The sequence below is a fragment of the Streptomyces monticola genome (assembly GCF_042665355.1).
Classification (GTDB): domain Bacteria; phylum Actinomycetota; class Actinomycetes; order Streptomycetales; family Streptomycetaceae; genus Streptomyces; species Streptomyces monticola.
On the sequence record NZ_JBHTCF010000006.1, the window covers coordinates 225,160 to 239,923 of the forward strand.

The window sequence follows — 14,764 nt, forward strand, 5'->3', positions numbered from 1 at the left end:
CAGCACACCGCCGGACCACACATGGGTGCGGTCGGGACTGACGGAGAGGGCTGGTAGGTAGCTATGGAAGAGCCGCGTCGCCTCGGCGGCCGGTACGAGCTGGGCCAGGTGCTCGGCCGTGGTGGCATGGCGGAGGTCTACCTCGCCCATGACACCCGCCTCGGCCGCACCGTCGCTGTGAAGACGCTCCGGGCGGACCTCGCCCGCGACCCGTCGTTCCAGGCCCGGTTCCGCCGTGAGGCCCAGTCCGCCGCCTCGCTCAATCATCCGGCCATCGTCGCTGTCTACGACACCGGCGAAGACATGGTGTACGACAACGGCGGCGGCGCCGGGGTCTCCATCCCGTACATCGTGATGGAGTACGTCGACGGCTCCACGCTCCGTGAGCTGCTGCACTCCGGGCGCAAGCTGCTGCCCGAGCGCGCCATGGAGATGACCATCGGCATCCTCCAGGCCCTGGAGTACTCGCACCGCAACGGCATCGTGCACCGCGACATCAAGCCGGCGAACGTCATGCTGACGCGCAACGGCCAGGTCAAGGTGATGGACTTCGGCATCGCCCGCGCCATGGGCGACTCCGGCATGACGATGACCCAGACCGCCGCCGTCATCGGCACCGCCCAGTACCTCTCCCCGGAGCAGGCCAAGGGCGAGAGCGTCGACGCGCGCAGCGACCTGTACTCGACGGGCTGTCTGCTCTACGAACTGCTGACGGTACGTCCGCCCTTCGTCGGCGACTCGCCCGTGGCGGTCGCCTATCAGCACGTACGCGAAGAGGCGCAGCCGCCGAGCACCTTCGACCCCGAGATCACGCCCGAGATGGACGCCATCGTCCTGCGGGCCCTGGTCAAGGACCCCGACTACCGCTACCAGTCCGCCGACGAGATGCGCGCCGACATCGAGGCCTGTCTCGACGGCCAGCCCGTCGCGGCCACGGCGGCGCTTGGCGCGGTCGGGTACGGCGGTCACCCGGACGACCAGCAGACGACGATGCTGCGCCCGCAGAACGGCGGCGGCCAGACGTCCATGCTGCCCCCGGTCAACCCGGACGACGGCGGCTACGGCTATGACGAGCGTCAGCCGCGCCGCCGCCAGAAGAAGGGCGGCGTCTCCACGGCGCTGCTGATCCTGGCGGGCATCCTCGTCCTGGTCGGCGCGATCCTGATCGGCAAGGAAGTGTTCGGCGGCGGCGCGAAGGGCGGCGACAAGGTCGACGTCCCGAACTTCGTCGGCAAGACGCTCGAGGACGCCGAGAGGCAGGCCGAGAACGGCGATGTGAAGCTCTCCTCCACGAAGAAGGAGTGCGAGGACCAGCCCAAGGGCCACATCTGCAGCCAGACCCCCAAGAGCGGGGAGATCGACAAGTTCGGCACGGTGAATGTGGTGGTGTCCACCGGGGCACCGAAGGTCACCGTTCCGGACGTCCGGGGCCTGTCCTACGAGAAGGCCTCGGAGCAGCTGCAGGACAAGGGCTTCTCCGTGGACAAGGAGACCAAGGAGTCCGAGCAGACTCCTGGCACGGTCCTCAGCCAGTCCCCCAAGGGCGACACGGATGTCGAGAAGGGCTCCTCGATCACCCTCACGGTCGCCAAGGAGAAGGCCAAGCAGACCGTCCCCGACGTCATCGGCCAGCAGGTCGACGCCGCCAAGACGCAGCTCCAGGCCAATGAGTTCCAGGTCGACGTCCAGGAAGTCCCGCGCGACGACGTGCCCGCGGGCCAGGTCGTGGAGCAGACCCCGAAGGGCCAGACGGAGGCCGAGCCGGGTTCCACGGTCACGCTGACCGTGGCGAAGGCGCAGGAGCAGATCGCGGTGCCGACCCTGACGGGCCAGAAGCTGAAGGACGCCAAGAAGGCCCTTGAGGACGCGGGCTTGACGGTCGGCAACATCCAGGGCCCGCAGGACGACCAGGCGCTGGTGGTGACCACCGACCCGACCGGCGGCACGCAGGTCCCCGGCGGCACCACGGTCAACCTGACCACGGCCGACGGCGGCCAGGGCCCCGGCGGCGAGGACGACGGCGGAGGATGGTTCGGCGGGCTCACCGGCTCCGGCCGCAAGGGCTGACCGCCGGGACCGACCGCCCGGACTGACCGCCGCGCGTGCACGGCATACGAAACGGCTCGGGCCCCCTCCTGGTGAGGGGGCCCGAGCCGTTTCACATCTGACTGTCCGAGCCGTTTCTCAGCCGACTGTTCGGGACTTCAGGACTACTGCCCCAGCTCCGGCGGCGGCGTCCGCTCGCTGTCGACCTTCTCCACACGGTCCAGCTCGCCCCACACGATGTAGCGGTACTTGGACGTGTAGACCGGGGTGCAGGTCGTGAGCGTGATGTAGCGGCCGGCCTTCTTCTTGCCGGACTCCTTCGGGACGGCGTCCAGGACGTCCACGTTGAACTTCGAGGTCTCGGCGAGCGTCGAGTAGACCTTGTAGACGTACCACTTGTCCTTGGTCTCGAAGACGACCGCGTCGCCGTTCCTGATCTTGTCGATGCTGTGGAACTTCGCGCCGTGCCCGTCGCGGTGCGCGGCGAGCGAGAAGTTGCCCTTCTTGTCCTCGGGCAGCGCGGACTTGACCGGGTCGGTGTAGTACCCGGCGACACCGTCGTTGAGGGTCTTGGCGTCCGTGCCCTTCTTGACCAGGATGTCGCTCTTGTTCATCGCCGGTACGTGCAGGAATCCGATGCCGTCCTTGGTGTCCAGGGCGCCGGGACCCTTGTCGGCCCAGTGTTCGCGCACCTTGTCGCCCTGCTTCTGCGCCTCGCGGTCGGCCATGACGTTGGTCCACCACAGCGAGTAGACGACGAACAGGCCGAGGATGAGGCCGGCGGTGATGAGGAGTTCACCGAAGACGCTGACCGCCGTCGCGATACGTCCGCCGCGGGAACGGCGCCGTGGCGCGGGCCCCGCACCTTTGTCGCGCTCGTCCTGGTCGGTGGTGGCTGCCACTGCTACTCGCCCCGTCCTCGTTCTGTCCCGTCAGCGAACGAGCGCATCGGGCTTGCCCTTGCTGCGCGGCCGTTCCTCGACCATCTTGCCCCAGACGATCATTCGATACGTACTGGTGAATTCCGGAGTGCAGGTCGTCAGCGTCAGATACCGCCCGGGCTTGGTGAAGCCCGATCCCTCGGGTACCGGCTTGATGACATCCGTATTGCTGGGGCTCGTCTGCGGAAGGATGCTCTCCATCGTGTAGACGTAGTACCTGTCCTGCGTCTCGACGACGATCTTGTCGCCCTTTTCCAGGCGGTTGATGTAGCGGAACGGCTCGCCGTGCGTGTTGCGGTGCCCCGCGACGGCGAAGTTGCCCTTCTTGTCCTCGGGCATCGCGGTCTTCAGGGCGCCTTCGGCGTAGTGGCCGACCATGCCGCGGTCGAGGACCTTCTCCTTGCTGATGCCCTCGGCGATCGGCACGACCACATCGAGCCGGGGGATGTGCATGATGGCGAAGCCCTGGCCCGGTTCGAAGGCGCCCGGCTTGCGCTTGCCGCTCGCCCAGTCCTGGTGGATCTTGTTGGCCGCACTGCCCGCCTCCTGGCCGGCGCGGATGTTCGTCCACCACAGCTGGTAGGTGACGAACAGCAGCATCAGGACGCCGATGCTGATGAACACTTCCCCGACGGCCCGGCTCGCGATGACCGCGGGGCTCGGCTTCTTCGCCCGCTCCGCGCGGCGCGCCTCCATGCGGGACATGGGGGCCGAGCCGGATCCCGCGGCGGAAGCGGTGGAAGCGGCGGTACCGGTACCCGTGCGCCTGCGGCGTCCGCCCTTCCTGGCGGCCTGCTGTGCGGCCTTGCGGCGTGCGGCCCGGCCGCCCTCCGCGGGCCCCTCGGGCTCCTGCCGCCCGGGCTCCTCCGCGGCGCTCTCCGCGGCCGCCCGCCGGGTTTCGGCGGTACGCAGGCCCACGGTCTCGTCGTCGACGGGCACCGGTATGTTCTCCGCCGCGTGCGCGTACGTCCCGGTGCCGGTGTACGTCTCCTCAGGGACGTACGGCTGCTCCGGGGCGTACGGATGTTCCGCGGGAACGTACGGCTGTTCCTCGGGGACGTAGGCCTGTTCAGCGGGGACGTACGGCTGCTCCGCAGGCGAGTACGGCTGTTCCGCAGGCGTATACGGCTGTTCCGCGGGCGTGTACAGCTGCGCGTACCCCTCGCCGTACATCGCCTCATAGGCGGAGGCGTCCACGGCGGGGCGGTGGCCCGCGGCCTGGGATATCGGGTCCAGCGGGTCCGGTATCGGCTGGGGCGGCTGCTGCGCCGCCTCCTCCGCCTCCCCGCCTTCGGCGCGGAACCACGGCGACGGGTGCTGCCCTGGCAGCGGGTCGTTGAGAGGGTCGTCCATGCGGTCGACCGCCGCCTCGAACGCACCGGCGTCCCCGTACGCATGACTCTGCTCGTACGGGGCGCCTGAATCGCGCTCGGGGCGGATCGCCGTCACGCCGATGCCCTGCCCACGACCGGGGCAAGCCCGGCCGATCGCGCCACCGCCTCGGTGTCACCGCACTCGGCCAGCCAGTTGGCGAGCATCAGGTGACCGTGCTCGGTCAGCACCGACTCGGGGTGGAACTGCACGCCCTCGACCGGAAGTTCACGGTGGCGCAGGCCCATGATGATGCCGTCATCGGTGCGTGCGGTGACCCGCAGCTCGTCCGGGATCTCGGCGGGCTCGGCGGCCAGGGAGTGGTAGCGGGTCGCGGTGAACGGCGAGGGCAGCCCGGCGAAGACACCGACGCCTTCGTGCGTGACCAGGGAGGTCTTGCCGTGCAGCAGCTCGGGCGCGCGGTCCACGACCCCGCCGTACGCCACCGCCATCGACTGCATGCCCAGGCATACGCCGAAGACGGGCACGCCGCTCGTGGCGCAGTGCCGCACCATGTCGACACAGACCCCGGCCTGTTCGGGCGCACCGGGCCCCGGCGAGAGCAGTACGCCGTCGAACCCGTCCTGGGCGTGGGAGGTGGTGACCTCGTCGTTGCGCAGGACCTCGCACTCGGCGCCCAACTGGTACAGGTACTGGACCAGGTTGAAGACGAAGCTGTCGTAGTTGTCGACCACGAGGATCCGGCTGCGCGCGCTCACAGGGCGGCCCCGCCGGTCTCGCGCACGGCACTCATGCCCTCGTCCACCGTCACGTCGTTGAACGGCAGCAGCGGCTCCGCCCACGGAAAGACGTACTGGAAAAGGAGGTACACGAGGCCGAGTACCAGGACGAGCGAGATGAGGGCCTTGAGCCACGTGTTGCCCGGCAGATGCCGCCAGATCCAGCCGTACATGCTGTCCGCTGTCCCTTCCCGCGCCCGTGGCCCTTATGGCCTGTTGGCCTACGCCACCAGACTAAGGGGCCGCACATGGTGCACGTGGGTCAGCTGCGCAAAGCCGCTCGCGGCCTTGTGATCAGTCGCGCAAAGCCTCGGGCTTCCCCTCCTGGACCGGCTGCGTCGCATCGAGATGCGCCCAGACGATCAGCCGGTGGCTGTGGCCCCACTCTGGCTCACAGGTCGTAAGAGTGAGGTAACGACCGGGCCCGTCGAAGCCGGACTTGCGCGGCACGGGGTCGATCACCGCGATATCGCTGGGAAGCGTCTTGTACGGCTTGTTGTCGATGCGGTACGTGAACCACGTACTGCCGTCGGTGAGGACCACCGCGTCCCCTGGCCGCAGCTTCGGAAAGTCCTTGAACGGATCGCCGTAGGTGCGGCGGTGGCCGGCGACCGAGAAGTTGCCCTTCTGGCCCAGCTGCGCGGTCGAGTCGTAGTGCCCGAGGCCCTTCTTGAGGGTGCCGGTGCCGGTGCCTTCGAGCACGGGCTTGTTCCACGTGAAACCGAACCGTGGGATGTACATCACGGCGAAGGGTTTGCCGTCCTCGTACGCGGGCGGAGCGGGCGGATTCTCCTCGGTGCCCGGGGAGTCGGGCCCCGGACGGGAGTCGGCGCCGGCCTCACCCGGGCCGCCCTCACCCGGGCCGCCCTCACCCTTGTCGCCGTCGCCCGCGGGGACGGAGCCCTGCGCCCATCGGTCCTGCAGCTGGTCGATCTGGCTGTCCATCGCGCTGTCGGCCTTGACGCCGGTCCAGAACAGGACGTAGGCGACAAACAGCACGATCAACATGCCGATGGTGATGCACAGTTCGCTGAAGGTCCTGACGATCACTCGCACCGACACGGGCCGGCCCCTCCCCGGAACTACTCCACAGGCTTCGCGTAGTGGAGATCCACTGTGCCCGAGTAGCCGGGAAGAGTCACCGCCCGGTGCTCATCGACTTTCCAGCCGAGCCCGTAGGCGTTGACGTACAGCATGTAGTTCTGGATCTCGGGTGAGGCGGTGAGCGCCCGCCGCAGATCCTCGGGGTCGCCGACGGCGGTCACCTTGTACGGCGGTGAGTAGACGCGGCCCTGCAGGATGAGGGTGTTGCCCACACAGCGGACGGCGCTGGTGGAGATCAGCCGCTGGTCCATGACCTTGATGCCCTTGGCCCCGCCCTTCCACAGGGCGTTCACCACGGCCTGCAGGTCCTGCTGGTGGATGACCAGGTCGTTGGGCTGCGGTTCGGGGTAGCCGGGGATCTTGGCGGTGGCGTTCGGCGGGGCGTCGGCCAGGGTGACGGAGACGGCCTCGCCCTTGAGCTTCTTGGTGCCGGCGTCCTTCTCCAGGGCCTTGAGCTTGGCCTCTTCGGCCTCGGAGCTGCCGTTGTCCCGCTCGGCGAGCGCGTCCACGTCCTCGCGCAGGGTGCCGTTGGCCTCATCGAGCTGGCCGTTCTTGTGGCTGCGCTCCTGGATCAGGTCGGAGAGCTTGAGCAGTGAGGCATCCGTACGGATATTGGTGCCCTTGGCCGTGTTGAAGCTGGTGAAGAAGATCAGGCCGGCGAGGGCGAAGACCGCACCCGTGAGAAGCCGGACCGGCCGCCGGCCACGGGGGCGGGATGCGGGCCCGGCGGCCTCGTCGGGAGAGTCGGCAGAATTGCTCAACGTACCCTTACTCCTTACGGCGCCGCGGAAGCACTACGCTAACGGACGCCCGGGGGAGCTCTCAGTCCCCCATAGCGCCCCCGCCCGGCGCCAGCCGAACCGTTCCCTGCGCGGCCACGCAGCGCATCGACAGGAGAGACCCTCGTGCCGAAGTCACGTATCCGCAAGAAGGCCGATTACACGCCGCCGCCTTCGTCGAAGCAGGCGACCAACATCAAGCTGACCAGCCGCGGCTGGGTGGCCCCCGTCATGCTGGCGATGTTCCTGATCGGGCTCGCCTGGATCGTCGTCTTCTACGTGACGGACACGAGGCTGCCCATCGAGGCCCTCGGCAACTGGAACATCGTGGTCGGCTTCGGCTTCATCGCGGCGGGATTCGGCGTCTCCACGCAGTGGAAGTAGGCCGTTGGCAAGCCCTGCCCCGAGCTATCCACTGAGTTATCCACAGCAGTTTCCACAGCTGCGGAAAACTACGAAGATCTGTGGATAACCCTTGAGGCGTTGACGCCGGTGTGACCGGCCGTCCCCCATTCGGAACACAGTTCGCCCCTTGCCCTTCCTGGGGAAACCCAGGTCAGGGACAAGGGGCACAGCTGTTCCCCACAGCATGCACAAGATCCGCCACCCGCTGTGGACAACTATGGCCACAGCATCGACCCACAGGCAGGCACGGCCCTTCGCAGCGGTCGTCCTCAGGTGAGCTGCAGGGTCCGGACGACGACGATGACGATCGTCAGGAGCAGTACGAGCCCACAGGTCCCCCACTGCACCAGGGCCCGGCGCTCCCGGGGCGCGTGCACCAGTCCGTAGGCGATGACCGTCCCTGCGATCAGACCGCCCACATGTGCCTCCCAGGCGATGCCGCTCCAGGTGAAGGTGAACAGCATGTTCAGCGCGAGCAGGGCGAGGACCGGCCGCATGTCGTAGTTGAGCCGGCGCATGAGAACAGCAGTCGCGCCCATCAGCCCGAAGACGGCACCGGAGGCACCGAGCGAAGGCTGGGTCGGCGCCGCGATCAGGTAGGTCAGCGCGCTGCCCGCGAGCCCGGACAGCAGATACAGCGCGAGATAGCGGGCCCGGCCGAGCGCCGACTCCAGCGGGGCGCCGAGCCACCAGAGCCCCAGCATGTTGAACGCGATGTGCCAGATCTCCTGGTGCAGGAACATCGACGTGAACAGGCGGTACCACTCGCCGTGGGCGACACCCTCGGGCAGGTACTGCGGGGGCGTGCCGCCGAGCAGGAAGAGATCCCGGATCAGGGAGTCGTCCACCGTCACCAGGATGAAGACGGCCACATTGATCCCGATGAGGATCTTGGTGACAAGGCGGGGGTCGGCGGCGATCGTGCCGCCCGCGAGGGTACGCGGCTGGTTCGCCGTGGGCGCGTGCCCGGTGCCGGAACCCTCCCGCACACAGGTGGGGCACTGGAAGCCGACCGAGGCGCTGACCATGCACTCCGGGCAGATCGGGCGCTCGCAGCGGGTGCAGCTGATGCCCGTCTCACGGTCCGGGTGCCGGTAACAGCCGGGCAGACCCGATGAGTTCGGCGGCTGCTGCGGGCTTCCGGGCGCCTGATCCATGGAGTCCCCTCAATCTTCGTACGAAGGCACGGGTACGCAACGCGCCGCCCCGCTCATCCTTACGGACGAGCGGGGCGAAATGGTTCCCTGGCGGGATCCTCGCGAAGACCGGTCCTAGCGCTTCTCGATCACGACCGACTCGATGACCACGTCATTGAGCGGGCGGTCGGTGCGCGGGTTGGTCTGCGCGGTCGCGATGGCGTCCACGACCTTCTGGCTCGCGCCGTCGGTGACCTCACCGAAGATGCTGTGCTTGCGGGTCAGCCAGGCGGTCGGCGACACGGTGATGAAGAACTGCGAGCCGTTGGTGCCCGGTCCCGCGTTGGCCATCGCCAGGAGGTACGGCTTGTCGAAGCTGAGCTCCGGGTGGAACTCGTCCCCGAACTCGTACCCCGGGCCGCCGGTGCCGTTACCCAGCGGGTCGCCGCCCTGGATCATGAAGCCACTGATCACCCGGTGGAAGACCGTGCCGTCGTAGAGCTTGTCCGTGGACTTCTTGCCGGTCGCCGGGTGGGTCCACTCGCGCTCGCCCTTGGCGAGCTCGACAAAGTTCGCAACCGTCTTCGGCGCGTGGTCCGGCAGCAGCCGGATCTCGATGTCGCCTTGGTTGGTCTTCAGGGTGGCGTAAAGCTGCTCAGCCACGATCTGCCTTCCGTTGCCTTCTCTGACCCCCCGATCCTCGCACGGATCGGCGCACGGAGAGATAAGGGGACATCAACGGGTACTCGGAACGTCCGGCTTCGGTGGGCGGAGCCGGGCAGAGGAAGCAGAGAAGAAGCAGAGAAGGAGCAGAGAAGGAGCAGAGAAGGAGGGTCGGGCCGGAGAGAGGAACCAGTCCCGGCCGAACAGGCGCGCACAGGGCCGATCCGTGGCATTGTCGACGGCGAGCTCCCCTTGCACCGCATTGCTGAAGATTGCCCCGAGTCGACAGCCATGAGGGCTGATGACCCGGATGCCCGCCCACATGCCGCCCGTCGCCCCAACAGGCATGATCCGAAAAAGGGTGGAAAGGTGAAATACCGTACGCCACCGAGGAGGAGGATTCCGTGACCCGCATCGACAGCGCGCGCGCCGCGGCCAGCTCGGCGAAGGACAGCGTGCGTCACGCCGCGGAAGTGGTGGCGCCCTACGCCGACACGGCCAAGGACCGGGCGACGCTCTACGCGCACGAGGCTCGCGTACGGCTTGCGCCGAAGGTCTCCAGCGCGGCTCACCAGGCCGCCGACCAGGCCCGCACGCAGTACGGCGCCCATGTGGCCCCGCGTCTCGAGCAGGCCCGCACTCATGTGCCGCCGAAGGTGGACCGGGCCGCGAAGCGCACCCGCCGTGCCGCACGTGACGCTGCGGCCGCCACCCGCCCGCGCGTGGAGCAGGCCGTCGCCGCGGCCCAGCCCGCCGCCACCGAAGCGGCTTCGCGCAGCGTCGCGGCCATGGCCGCACTGCGCGGACAGGTCTCGCCCAAGGAGATCCAGCGTCTGACGCGCCGGCATGAGCGCCGGGCGGCCGCAGGTCGCGCGGTGAAGCGGCTCAGTGTGCTCGGGCTGCTCGGCTTCGCCGCCGTCGCCGCCTGGAAGTGGTGGGACAAGCAGGCCAACCCGGACTGGCTCGTCGAGCCGCCGGCTCCCACGGAGGTGGCCGACTCGACCCCGCTGAGCTCGGTCGACGGCAGCGGCCAGGACGTACTCGACCCCGAGGTCCAGGCCAAGCAGGCCGAGGCCGAGGCCGGCGGGCGCGACGACTGGGCACCGCAGCGCCCGGAGGACCGCGGCTGAAGCAGCGCCAAGGCGCGAAGCAGCACAGCACAGCGCAGCACCACGAAGACGCCGTGTGGCGGGAGACCTTCCAGGTCTCCCGCCACACGGCGTTCTGGTGCGCCCCTGCGCCCTGTGACACAAGAACCCTCTCTGACCTGTTCTGACACAGATCAGAGGGGGTTGAACGTGGAGCCTAGGAGTTGTCTTCAAATGTCACGCCCACATCAGGAGCGCGGCGAGGGTGACGGCTGCTTGGTAGGACTCGGCGGTCTTGTCGTAGCGGGTTGCGATGCCGCGCCACTGCTTGAGGCGGTTGAAGCACCGCTCCACGACGTTGCGCCGTTTGTAGAGCTGTTTGTCGAAGGCTGGCGGGCGCCCGCCGCGGCTGCCGCGGCGGGCCCGGTTGCGGACCCCTGGTCGGCTCGCTCGGGAACGGTGTGGCCGATGCCGCGGCGTCGCAGCCAGGTCCGTATCGCGCGGGAGCTGTAGCCCTTGTCGCCCAGCACATGAGCGGGCCGCACCCGGGGCCGGCCCGCCCCCATGCGGGGCACCCGGATCGCCTCCATGACGGTGGTGAACCGGGTGCAGTCGTTGGTGTTCCCGCCCGTGACGGTGGGGGCAAGCGGGCGGCCGAACCCGTCGCAGGCCAGGTGGATTTTGCTGGTCAGACCGCCCCGGGAGCGTCCGAGTGCCGGTGGGCAGTGCCCCCTTTTCGGGCCCCGGCTGCGTGCTGGTGGGCGCGCACCACGGTGGAGTCGACCGACACCAGCCAGTCGATGTCACCGGCCGCGTCCGCCCGGGCCTGCGCAGCCTGGAGCATCCGCTCGAAGGTCCAAAGCCCACCGGCGGAAGCGGGTGTGCAGCGTCTGCCATGACCCATACCGCTCGGGCGCATCCCGCCAGGCCGTACCGGTGCGGAACTTCCGTACGATGCCGTTGAGGACCCTTCGATCGTCCAGCCGCTTCCGGCCCCGCAAGGACGCGGGCAGCAACGGCCGGACGAACTCCCGCTCCGCATCGGACAGTTCATGGCGACGTATCACCCGACCATGATCCACCACTCAAGATCAATTGAAGACACGACCTGGCCGATCTCCGAGGACCCGCCGGGCGCTCACGAGCCATCGCCGCCGCGATCACCACCGGTATCGCACTTGGCGAATCCGAAGCGGAGATCGCCCGCCGAATCGACGTCGCGGCTGCGGCCGGCAGGCCACTGAGCCTGTGGTGACCGTCCATGCGATGCCCACCTGATCACATGGTCCTTCGCCCAGCATGAGCTGCAACTCTCCAACACCGTCAAGAACACGTTCAGGCCGCTCACATCGCCGAACGTGATGCCGGACGACCGAAGAGTGCTGGTAACTGCCGTGGGCCCGGCCTCGGTCTCTCCCCATGGGACCGCGGCCGGGTTGCCTCGACGGGTCCGTTGGGTTCCTGAAGACCCTGTGGACGGGAGGCGCACAGTCGACCGGGGTCCGGGGCCGCTTGGTGAGCCTAGCCGCGCCGAGGAAGTAGGCCCAGGGCGATTTCGCGCCGGTCAGGCCGCTGCCTGCGGTGGTATCGGTGTGGGCAGCTCGTTCAGGATCTCGAAGTCCAGGCGCAGCCGTGGATGGTTGAGCAGGTGCAGAGTGGCGGGGTGGGTGCAGATCAGGCGCAGGCGCCCGTGTCTGCCGCTGGTGCGGGCACGGGTGCGGTTCAGGAGCCGTACGCCGGCGCCGTCCATGAAGTCGACGGGGCGTAGGTCGATCAGCATGTCGGTGTCGCCCGTGCGGGTGAGGGTGTCAAGGCAGTCGGTGATGCCGTGTGCGGTGTGGATGTCGATTTCGCCGCACAGGACTACCAGGGTGCAGCCTTGGTGGGGGCGTACTTCTTTGACGCAGGCCACGTTGGGGGGTGAGGTCATGGCGCCCCTCTTCTCCGGAGGCGGATGTCCAGGGGACCGGATACCAACGGGTTCTGGGTCGGCGATTCAGGTTAGTGCGCTTTGCCGATCTGCTGGCTGGTTGTGTCGAAGGGCTGCGGGAGTGACGGCTGTGCTGCTACAGGCGACAGCTCCGGCATCCGATGTCAGGCTCTTCGGCGGAGCATCCTCATTGGACAGGCCTGGGTGGGTCGTCTCCGTTGTCAGCCGAGTGCAGGCGGCGGGCCAGTACGTCGCGGGCGACGTCCAGGAGGGGCCGGTTGTGACTGAAGGCGTATCCGCGCAGCCGGATCAGGGCCTGGTCGCAGTCTGTGCCCAGCTGGTCTGCGAGCATGCCGGTGGCCTGGTGGACTTCGGCGAAGTGGAGACCGGGCTCGTCGAGCAGCGGAGTGTGGGGGAGCTCTGCGTGCGCGGCGGTGGCGATGGTGATCTGGGCGATGATGTCGGCGAGGCCGAACGCGTCGGTGAGCTGTTCGGTGGACATCGGGCCGGTGCGGGTGCGGTGGCCGCTGAGTGCGCCGAGCGCGATGACCCCGATGCGCAGGGGGAAGGAGAACACCGCGCGTACGTCCAGTGTTTCGACGGCGGCCGGCAGGCCGGGCCAGCGATCGGTGGCGAAGGCGGTGGTGTCGGCCACGTCCGGCAGCAGTATCAGGGCACCGTGGCGGGCGGCGTCCAGGCTCGGGCCCTGGCCCTGGACCTGCTGCAGATCCTCCAGTGCGAGGGTGCGCTCGCCGTAGGACTGCACTAGTTCAGCCTGGCCGCCTCCTGGTGCCAGCAGCAGAGCGAGACCGTCCAGGCCCAGCATGTCGGCGCAAGCTGCGAGCGGTAGCGGCGCCATGCCGGGTCCTGTGTGCGAGCTGAGGGTGCGCAGGTAGTCGGCCATCACCGGATGGGTCACCGAAGCCGCCCCCTTTCGGAGACGGTTCGGATCATCCGGCGGCCGGCCCACCAGTCGGCACCGATGGGCCGACGCGTCACCGATCGCGCCGCGTGAGGAGAGAGGCGTCAGCCGTGCCTTGCAGGACCCGGCGGGCGATCTCGGTCAGCCGGGTCTGGTGATCGCGAGCGTGACGGCGCATGAGGGTGAACGCCTCCTCGACACCGATGCCGCGGCGGTTCGCCAGATAGCCCTTGGCCTGCTCGATGATCACGCGGCTGTCCAAGGCGGATTGCAGTTGTGCGGTCACCGTCATCTGCTCGCTCGCCGCCCGCTGTTGCAGGACTCCGATGGTGGCGGTGTCGGCCAGCGCCTGCCCCAGCTTCACCTGGGAGTCCTCCAGCGGTCCAGGCTGGTCCCGGAAGAGGCCCAGGGCCCCGATCACGTGGTCGTGCAGCCGCAGCGGGGCCGCCACGACTGAGGTGAAGCCGGCTTCCACGGCCCGCGGCGCGAACCGGGGCCAGCGCATCGTGGCCGCTTGCGTGGCCAGCGGTACATCGGGGACCTGCCTCCTGGTCTTGAAGCAGTCCCGGCAGGGGCCCTCGTCCCACTCGATGCTGGCCAGTTCCAGCTGGCGGGTGCGCTCGTCGGAGGCTGCGGCGTCCACCAGCTGACCGGAGGGAGTGGCGAGCAGCACCCCTGCCGCCGCCACGTCCAACAGTTCCACGCAGTGCTCGGCGAGCGTGTGCAGGAACCCGATGACGTCGAAGTCCTGCACCAGAGTGTCGGCGAGGTCGACGAACGCGGCCGCCAACTGCTCTTCGCGCGGCAGTTCGGGCATGCCCCACCCACCTCCAAGAGTGCCCCGGGGACACCTTCCCACAAGCTGATCTCGCTTGCTGCTACTCAGTCTCCTCCCGAACAGGCAAGTACGGGCCCGCTGAGTAGAAGGAAGGGATACGGGCAGTCGTGGTCGGGGCCGCCGCAGCAGTACGCTGGGTAGTACCGAGGGCATTTCTTGACCGGCTTCCATGTCGGTATCTCTCTCGGGTCGATAACACCGGGCTCGCACGCCGGGCCCGGGGAACGGTCGACACCATGACGGTGATCACCGCACGCCCCTCACCCACCACAGCCCTCACCCACCCCTCCGGCGAGCTGCCGGTACGCGTGGCTCTCAAGCCTCCGGGCCCGCCGTCCGGACTGCTGGACGGGGCCTGGTGGCCGCGCTCCCGCGACCTCACCCGTGAACTCCCCGCCCTCACCGACCTGTTGGACCCACTGTGGGGCCGCATCACACGCGCCACGGTCAATCCGACGCACTGGCCGATCGTGCCTCGGAAAGTCCCCGTGAACGGCCATGTGGTGAAGGTGGGATGGTTCCGCGCCGAGCAGGATGCCCATCAAATCCTGCTGCTCTCCTACCACGTGGGCCGCTGGGACCTGCTGATCATCCCCCCGGAAACCGACGCGACAACTGCCGCACGGCTGATGGCCGCCGCCTGCGACCCGCGCACCACGCCCACAGGCAGCGCCCTCATCGCGGCCTACACCGACCGAAACCCCACCATCCTCGACGAGGATGCATCCGGCCGCGCAGCGGCATGGGAGTCGGACGGCGGCGCCACGGCCCTGCCCACACCCGCGACGGGCGGCAGGTGAA

Annotated in this window: 15 protein-coding genes and 1 pseudogene; 4 read left to right on the forward strand and 12 right to left on the reverse strand. The window is 68.6% G+C overall.

The genetic code is table 11. From position 1 onward, the window contains the following. Positions 1-63 precede the first annotated feature (63 nt). Positions 64-2,067 carry a Stk1 family PASTA domain-containing Ser/Thr kinase gene (gene pknB, locus ACFQVC_RS16920; protein ID WP_381831259.1) on the forward strand — a complete coding sequence of 668 codons (2,004 nt, stop codon included), beginning with the start codon at positions 64-66 and terminating at the stop codon, positions 2,065-2,067. A 143-nt stretch (positions 2,068-2,210) separates the two neighbouring features. Here the strand turns inward: pknB and ACFQVC_RS16925 are convergent, their stop codons facing one another. The 6 genes from ACFQVC_RS16925 to ACFQVC_RS16950 form a co-directional block, all read right to left on the reverse strand. Then, positions 2,211-2,948: a class E sortase gene (locus tag ACFQVC_RS16925; RefSeq protein WP_381831260.1), complete on the reverse strand. Its 738-nt coding sequence runs from the start codon at positions 2,946-2,948 to the stop codon at positions 2,211-2,213. Between the two features lie 30 nt (positions 2,949-2,978). After that, on the reverse strand, positions 2,979-4,436 hold the full coding sequence (locus tag ACFQVC_RS16930; RefSeq protein WP_381831261.1) for a class E sortase: 1,458 nt from the start codon (positions 4,434-4,436) through the stop codon (positions 2,979-2,981). Further along, positions 4,433-5,077: an aminodeoxychorismate/anthranilate synthase component II gene (locus ACFQVC_RS16935; RefSeq protein ID WP_381831262.1), complete on the reverse strand. Its 645-nt coding sequence runs from the start codon at positions 5,075-5,077 to the stop codon at positions 4,433-4,435. The genes ACFQVC_RS16930 and ACFQVC_RS16935 overlap by 4 nt, the downstream gene beginning before the upstream one ends. Beyond that, positions 5,074-5,271, reverse strand: a complete 198-nt coding sequence (locus ACFQVC_RS16940) for a hypothetical protein (RefSeq protein WP_381831263.1) — start codon at positions 5,269-5,271, stop codon at positions 5,074-5,076. The genes ACFQVC_RS16935 and ACFQVC_RS16940 overlap by 4 nt, the downstream gene beginning before the upstream one ends. Positions 5,272-5,392: 121 nt before the next feature. Further along, positions 5,393-6,154, reverse strand: coding sequence for a class E sortase (locus ACFQVC_RS16945; protein WP_381831469.1), 762 nt, complete (start codon positions 6,152-6,154; stop codon positions 5,393-5,395). 26 nt (positions 6,155-6,180) lie between these two features. Beyond that, a complete protein-coding gene (locus tag ACFQVC_RS16950; RefSeq protein ID WP_381831264.1) occupies positions 6,181-6,963 on the reverse strand; it encodes a DUF881 domain-containing protein in 783 nt (260 codons plus the stop codon). 144 nt (positions 6,964-7,107) lie between these two features. Between ACFQVC_RS16950 and crgA the strand changes: the two genes are divergently transcribed. Next, positions 7,108-7,365 (forward strand): cell division protein CrgA, encoded by a 258-nt coding sequence (crgA, locus tag ACFQVC_RS16955; RefSeq protein ID WP_381831265.1) that lies wholly within the window; start codon positions 7,108-7,110, stop codon positions 7,363-7,365. Positions 7,366-7,655: 290 nt separating this feature from the next. On the opposite strand, the gene ACFQVC_RS16960 is transcribed toward crgA, so the two are convergent. Next, positions 7,656-8,543, reverse strand: coding sequence for a rhomboid family intramembrane serine protease (locus ACFQVC_RS16960; RefSeq protein WP_381831266.1), 888 nt, complete (start codon positions 8,541-8,543; stop codon positions 7,656-7,658). 114 nt (positions 8,544-8,657) lie between these two features. Next, entirely contained in the window at positions 8,658-9,185 is a 528-nt protein-coding gene (locus tag ACFQVC_RS16965; protein WP_381831267.1) for a peptidylprolyl isomerase, read from the reverse strand. Positions 9,186-9,589: 404 nt separating this feature from the next. Between ACFQVC_RS16965 and ACFQVC_RS16970 the strand changes: the two genes are divergently transcribed. After that, positions 9,590-10,315, forward strand: a complete 726-nt coding sequence (locus ACFQVC_RS16970) for a DUF5324 family protein (protein WP_381831268.1) — start codon at positions 9,590-9,592, stop codon at positions 10,313-10,315. 195 nt (positions 10,316-10,510) lie between these two features. Here ACFQVC_RS16970 and ACFQVC_RS16975 read toward each other — a convergent pair. The 4 genes and pseudogenes from ACFQVC_RS16975 to ACFQVC_RS16990 all read right to left on the reverse strand — a co-directional run bounded on the left by ACFQVC_RS16975 (position 10,511) and on the right by ACFQVC_RS16990 (position 13,942). Continuing rightward, positions 10,511-11,337 (reverse strand): annotated as a pseudogene (locus tag ACFQVC_RS16975) (IS5 family transposase). A gap of 500 nt (positions 11,338-11,837) precedes the next feature. After that, positions 11,838-12,203, reverse strand: coding sequence for an STAS domain-containing protein (locus ACFQVC_RS16980; protein ID WP_381831269.1), 366 nt, complete (start codon positions 12,201-12,203; stop codon positions 11,838-11,840). Between the two features lie 187 nt (positions 12,204-12,390). Continuing rightward, the gene (locus ACFQVC_RS16985; RefSeq protein ID WP_381831270.1) at positions 12,391-13,122 is read right to left on the reverse strand and encodes an ANTAR domain-containing protein; all 732 of its coding nucleotides are present in this window, start codon (positions 13,120-13,122) and stop codon (positions 12,391-12,393) included. Positions 13,123-13,198: 76 nt separating this feature from the next. Further along, positions 13,199-13,942 (reverse strand): ANTAR domain-containing protein, encoded by a 744-nt coding sequence (locus ACFQVC_RS16990; protein ID WP_381831271.1) that lies wholly within the window; start codon positions 13,940-13,942, stop codon positions 13,199-13,201. A 257-nt stretch (positions 13,943-14,199) separates the two neighbouring features. On the opposite strand from ACFQVC_RS16990, the gene ACFQVC_RS16995 reads away from it, so the two are divergent. Further along, positions 14,200-14,763, forward strand: coding sequence for a DUF5994 family protein (locus tag ACFQVC_RS16995; protein ID WP_381831272.1), 564 nt, complete (start codon positions 14,200-14,202; stop codon positions 14,761-14,763). Position 14,764 lies beyond the last annotated feature (1 nt).

Excerpts from the sequence above, each read along its gene's own strand:
- pknB (WP_381831259.1), top strand. The coding sequence starts at position 64 with ATGGAAGAGCCGCGTCGCCTCGGCGGCCGGTACGAGCTGGGCCAGGTG.
- ACFQVC_RS16940 (WP_381831263.1), bottom strand. The coding sequence starts at position 5,271 with ATGTACGGCTGGATCTGGCGGCATCTGCCGGGCAACACGTGGCTCAAG.
- ACFQVC_RS16960 (WP_381831266.1), bottom strand. The coding sequence starts at position 8,543 with ATGGATCAGGCGCCCGGAAGCCCGCAGCAGCCGCCGAACTCATCGGGT.
- ACFQVC_RS16980 (WP_381831269.1), bottom strand. The coding sequence starts at position 12,203 with ATGACCTCACCCCCCAACGTGGCCTGCGTCAAAGAAGTACGCCCCCAC.
- ACFQVC_RS16990 (WP_381831271.1), bottom strand. The coding sequence starts at position 13,942 with ATGCCCGAACTGCCGCGCGAAGAGCAGTTGGCGGCCGCGTTCGTCGAC.
- ACFQVC_RS16995 (WP_381831272.1), top strand. The coding sequence starts at position 14,200 with ATGACGGTGATCACCGCACGCCCCTCACCCACCACAGCCCTCACCCAC.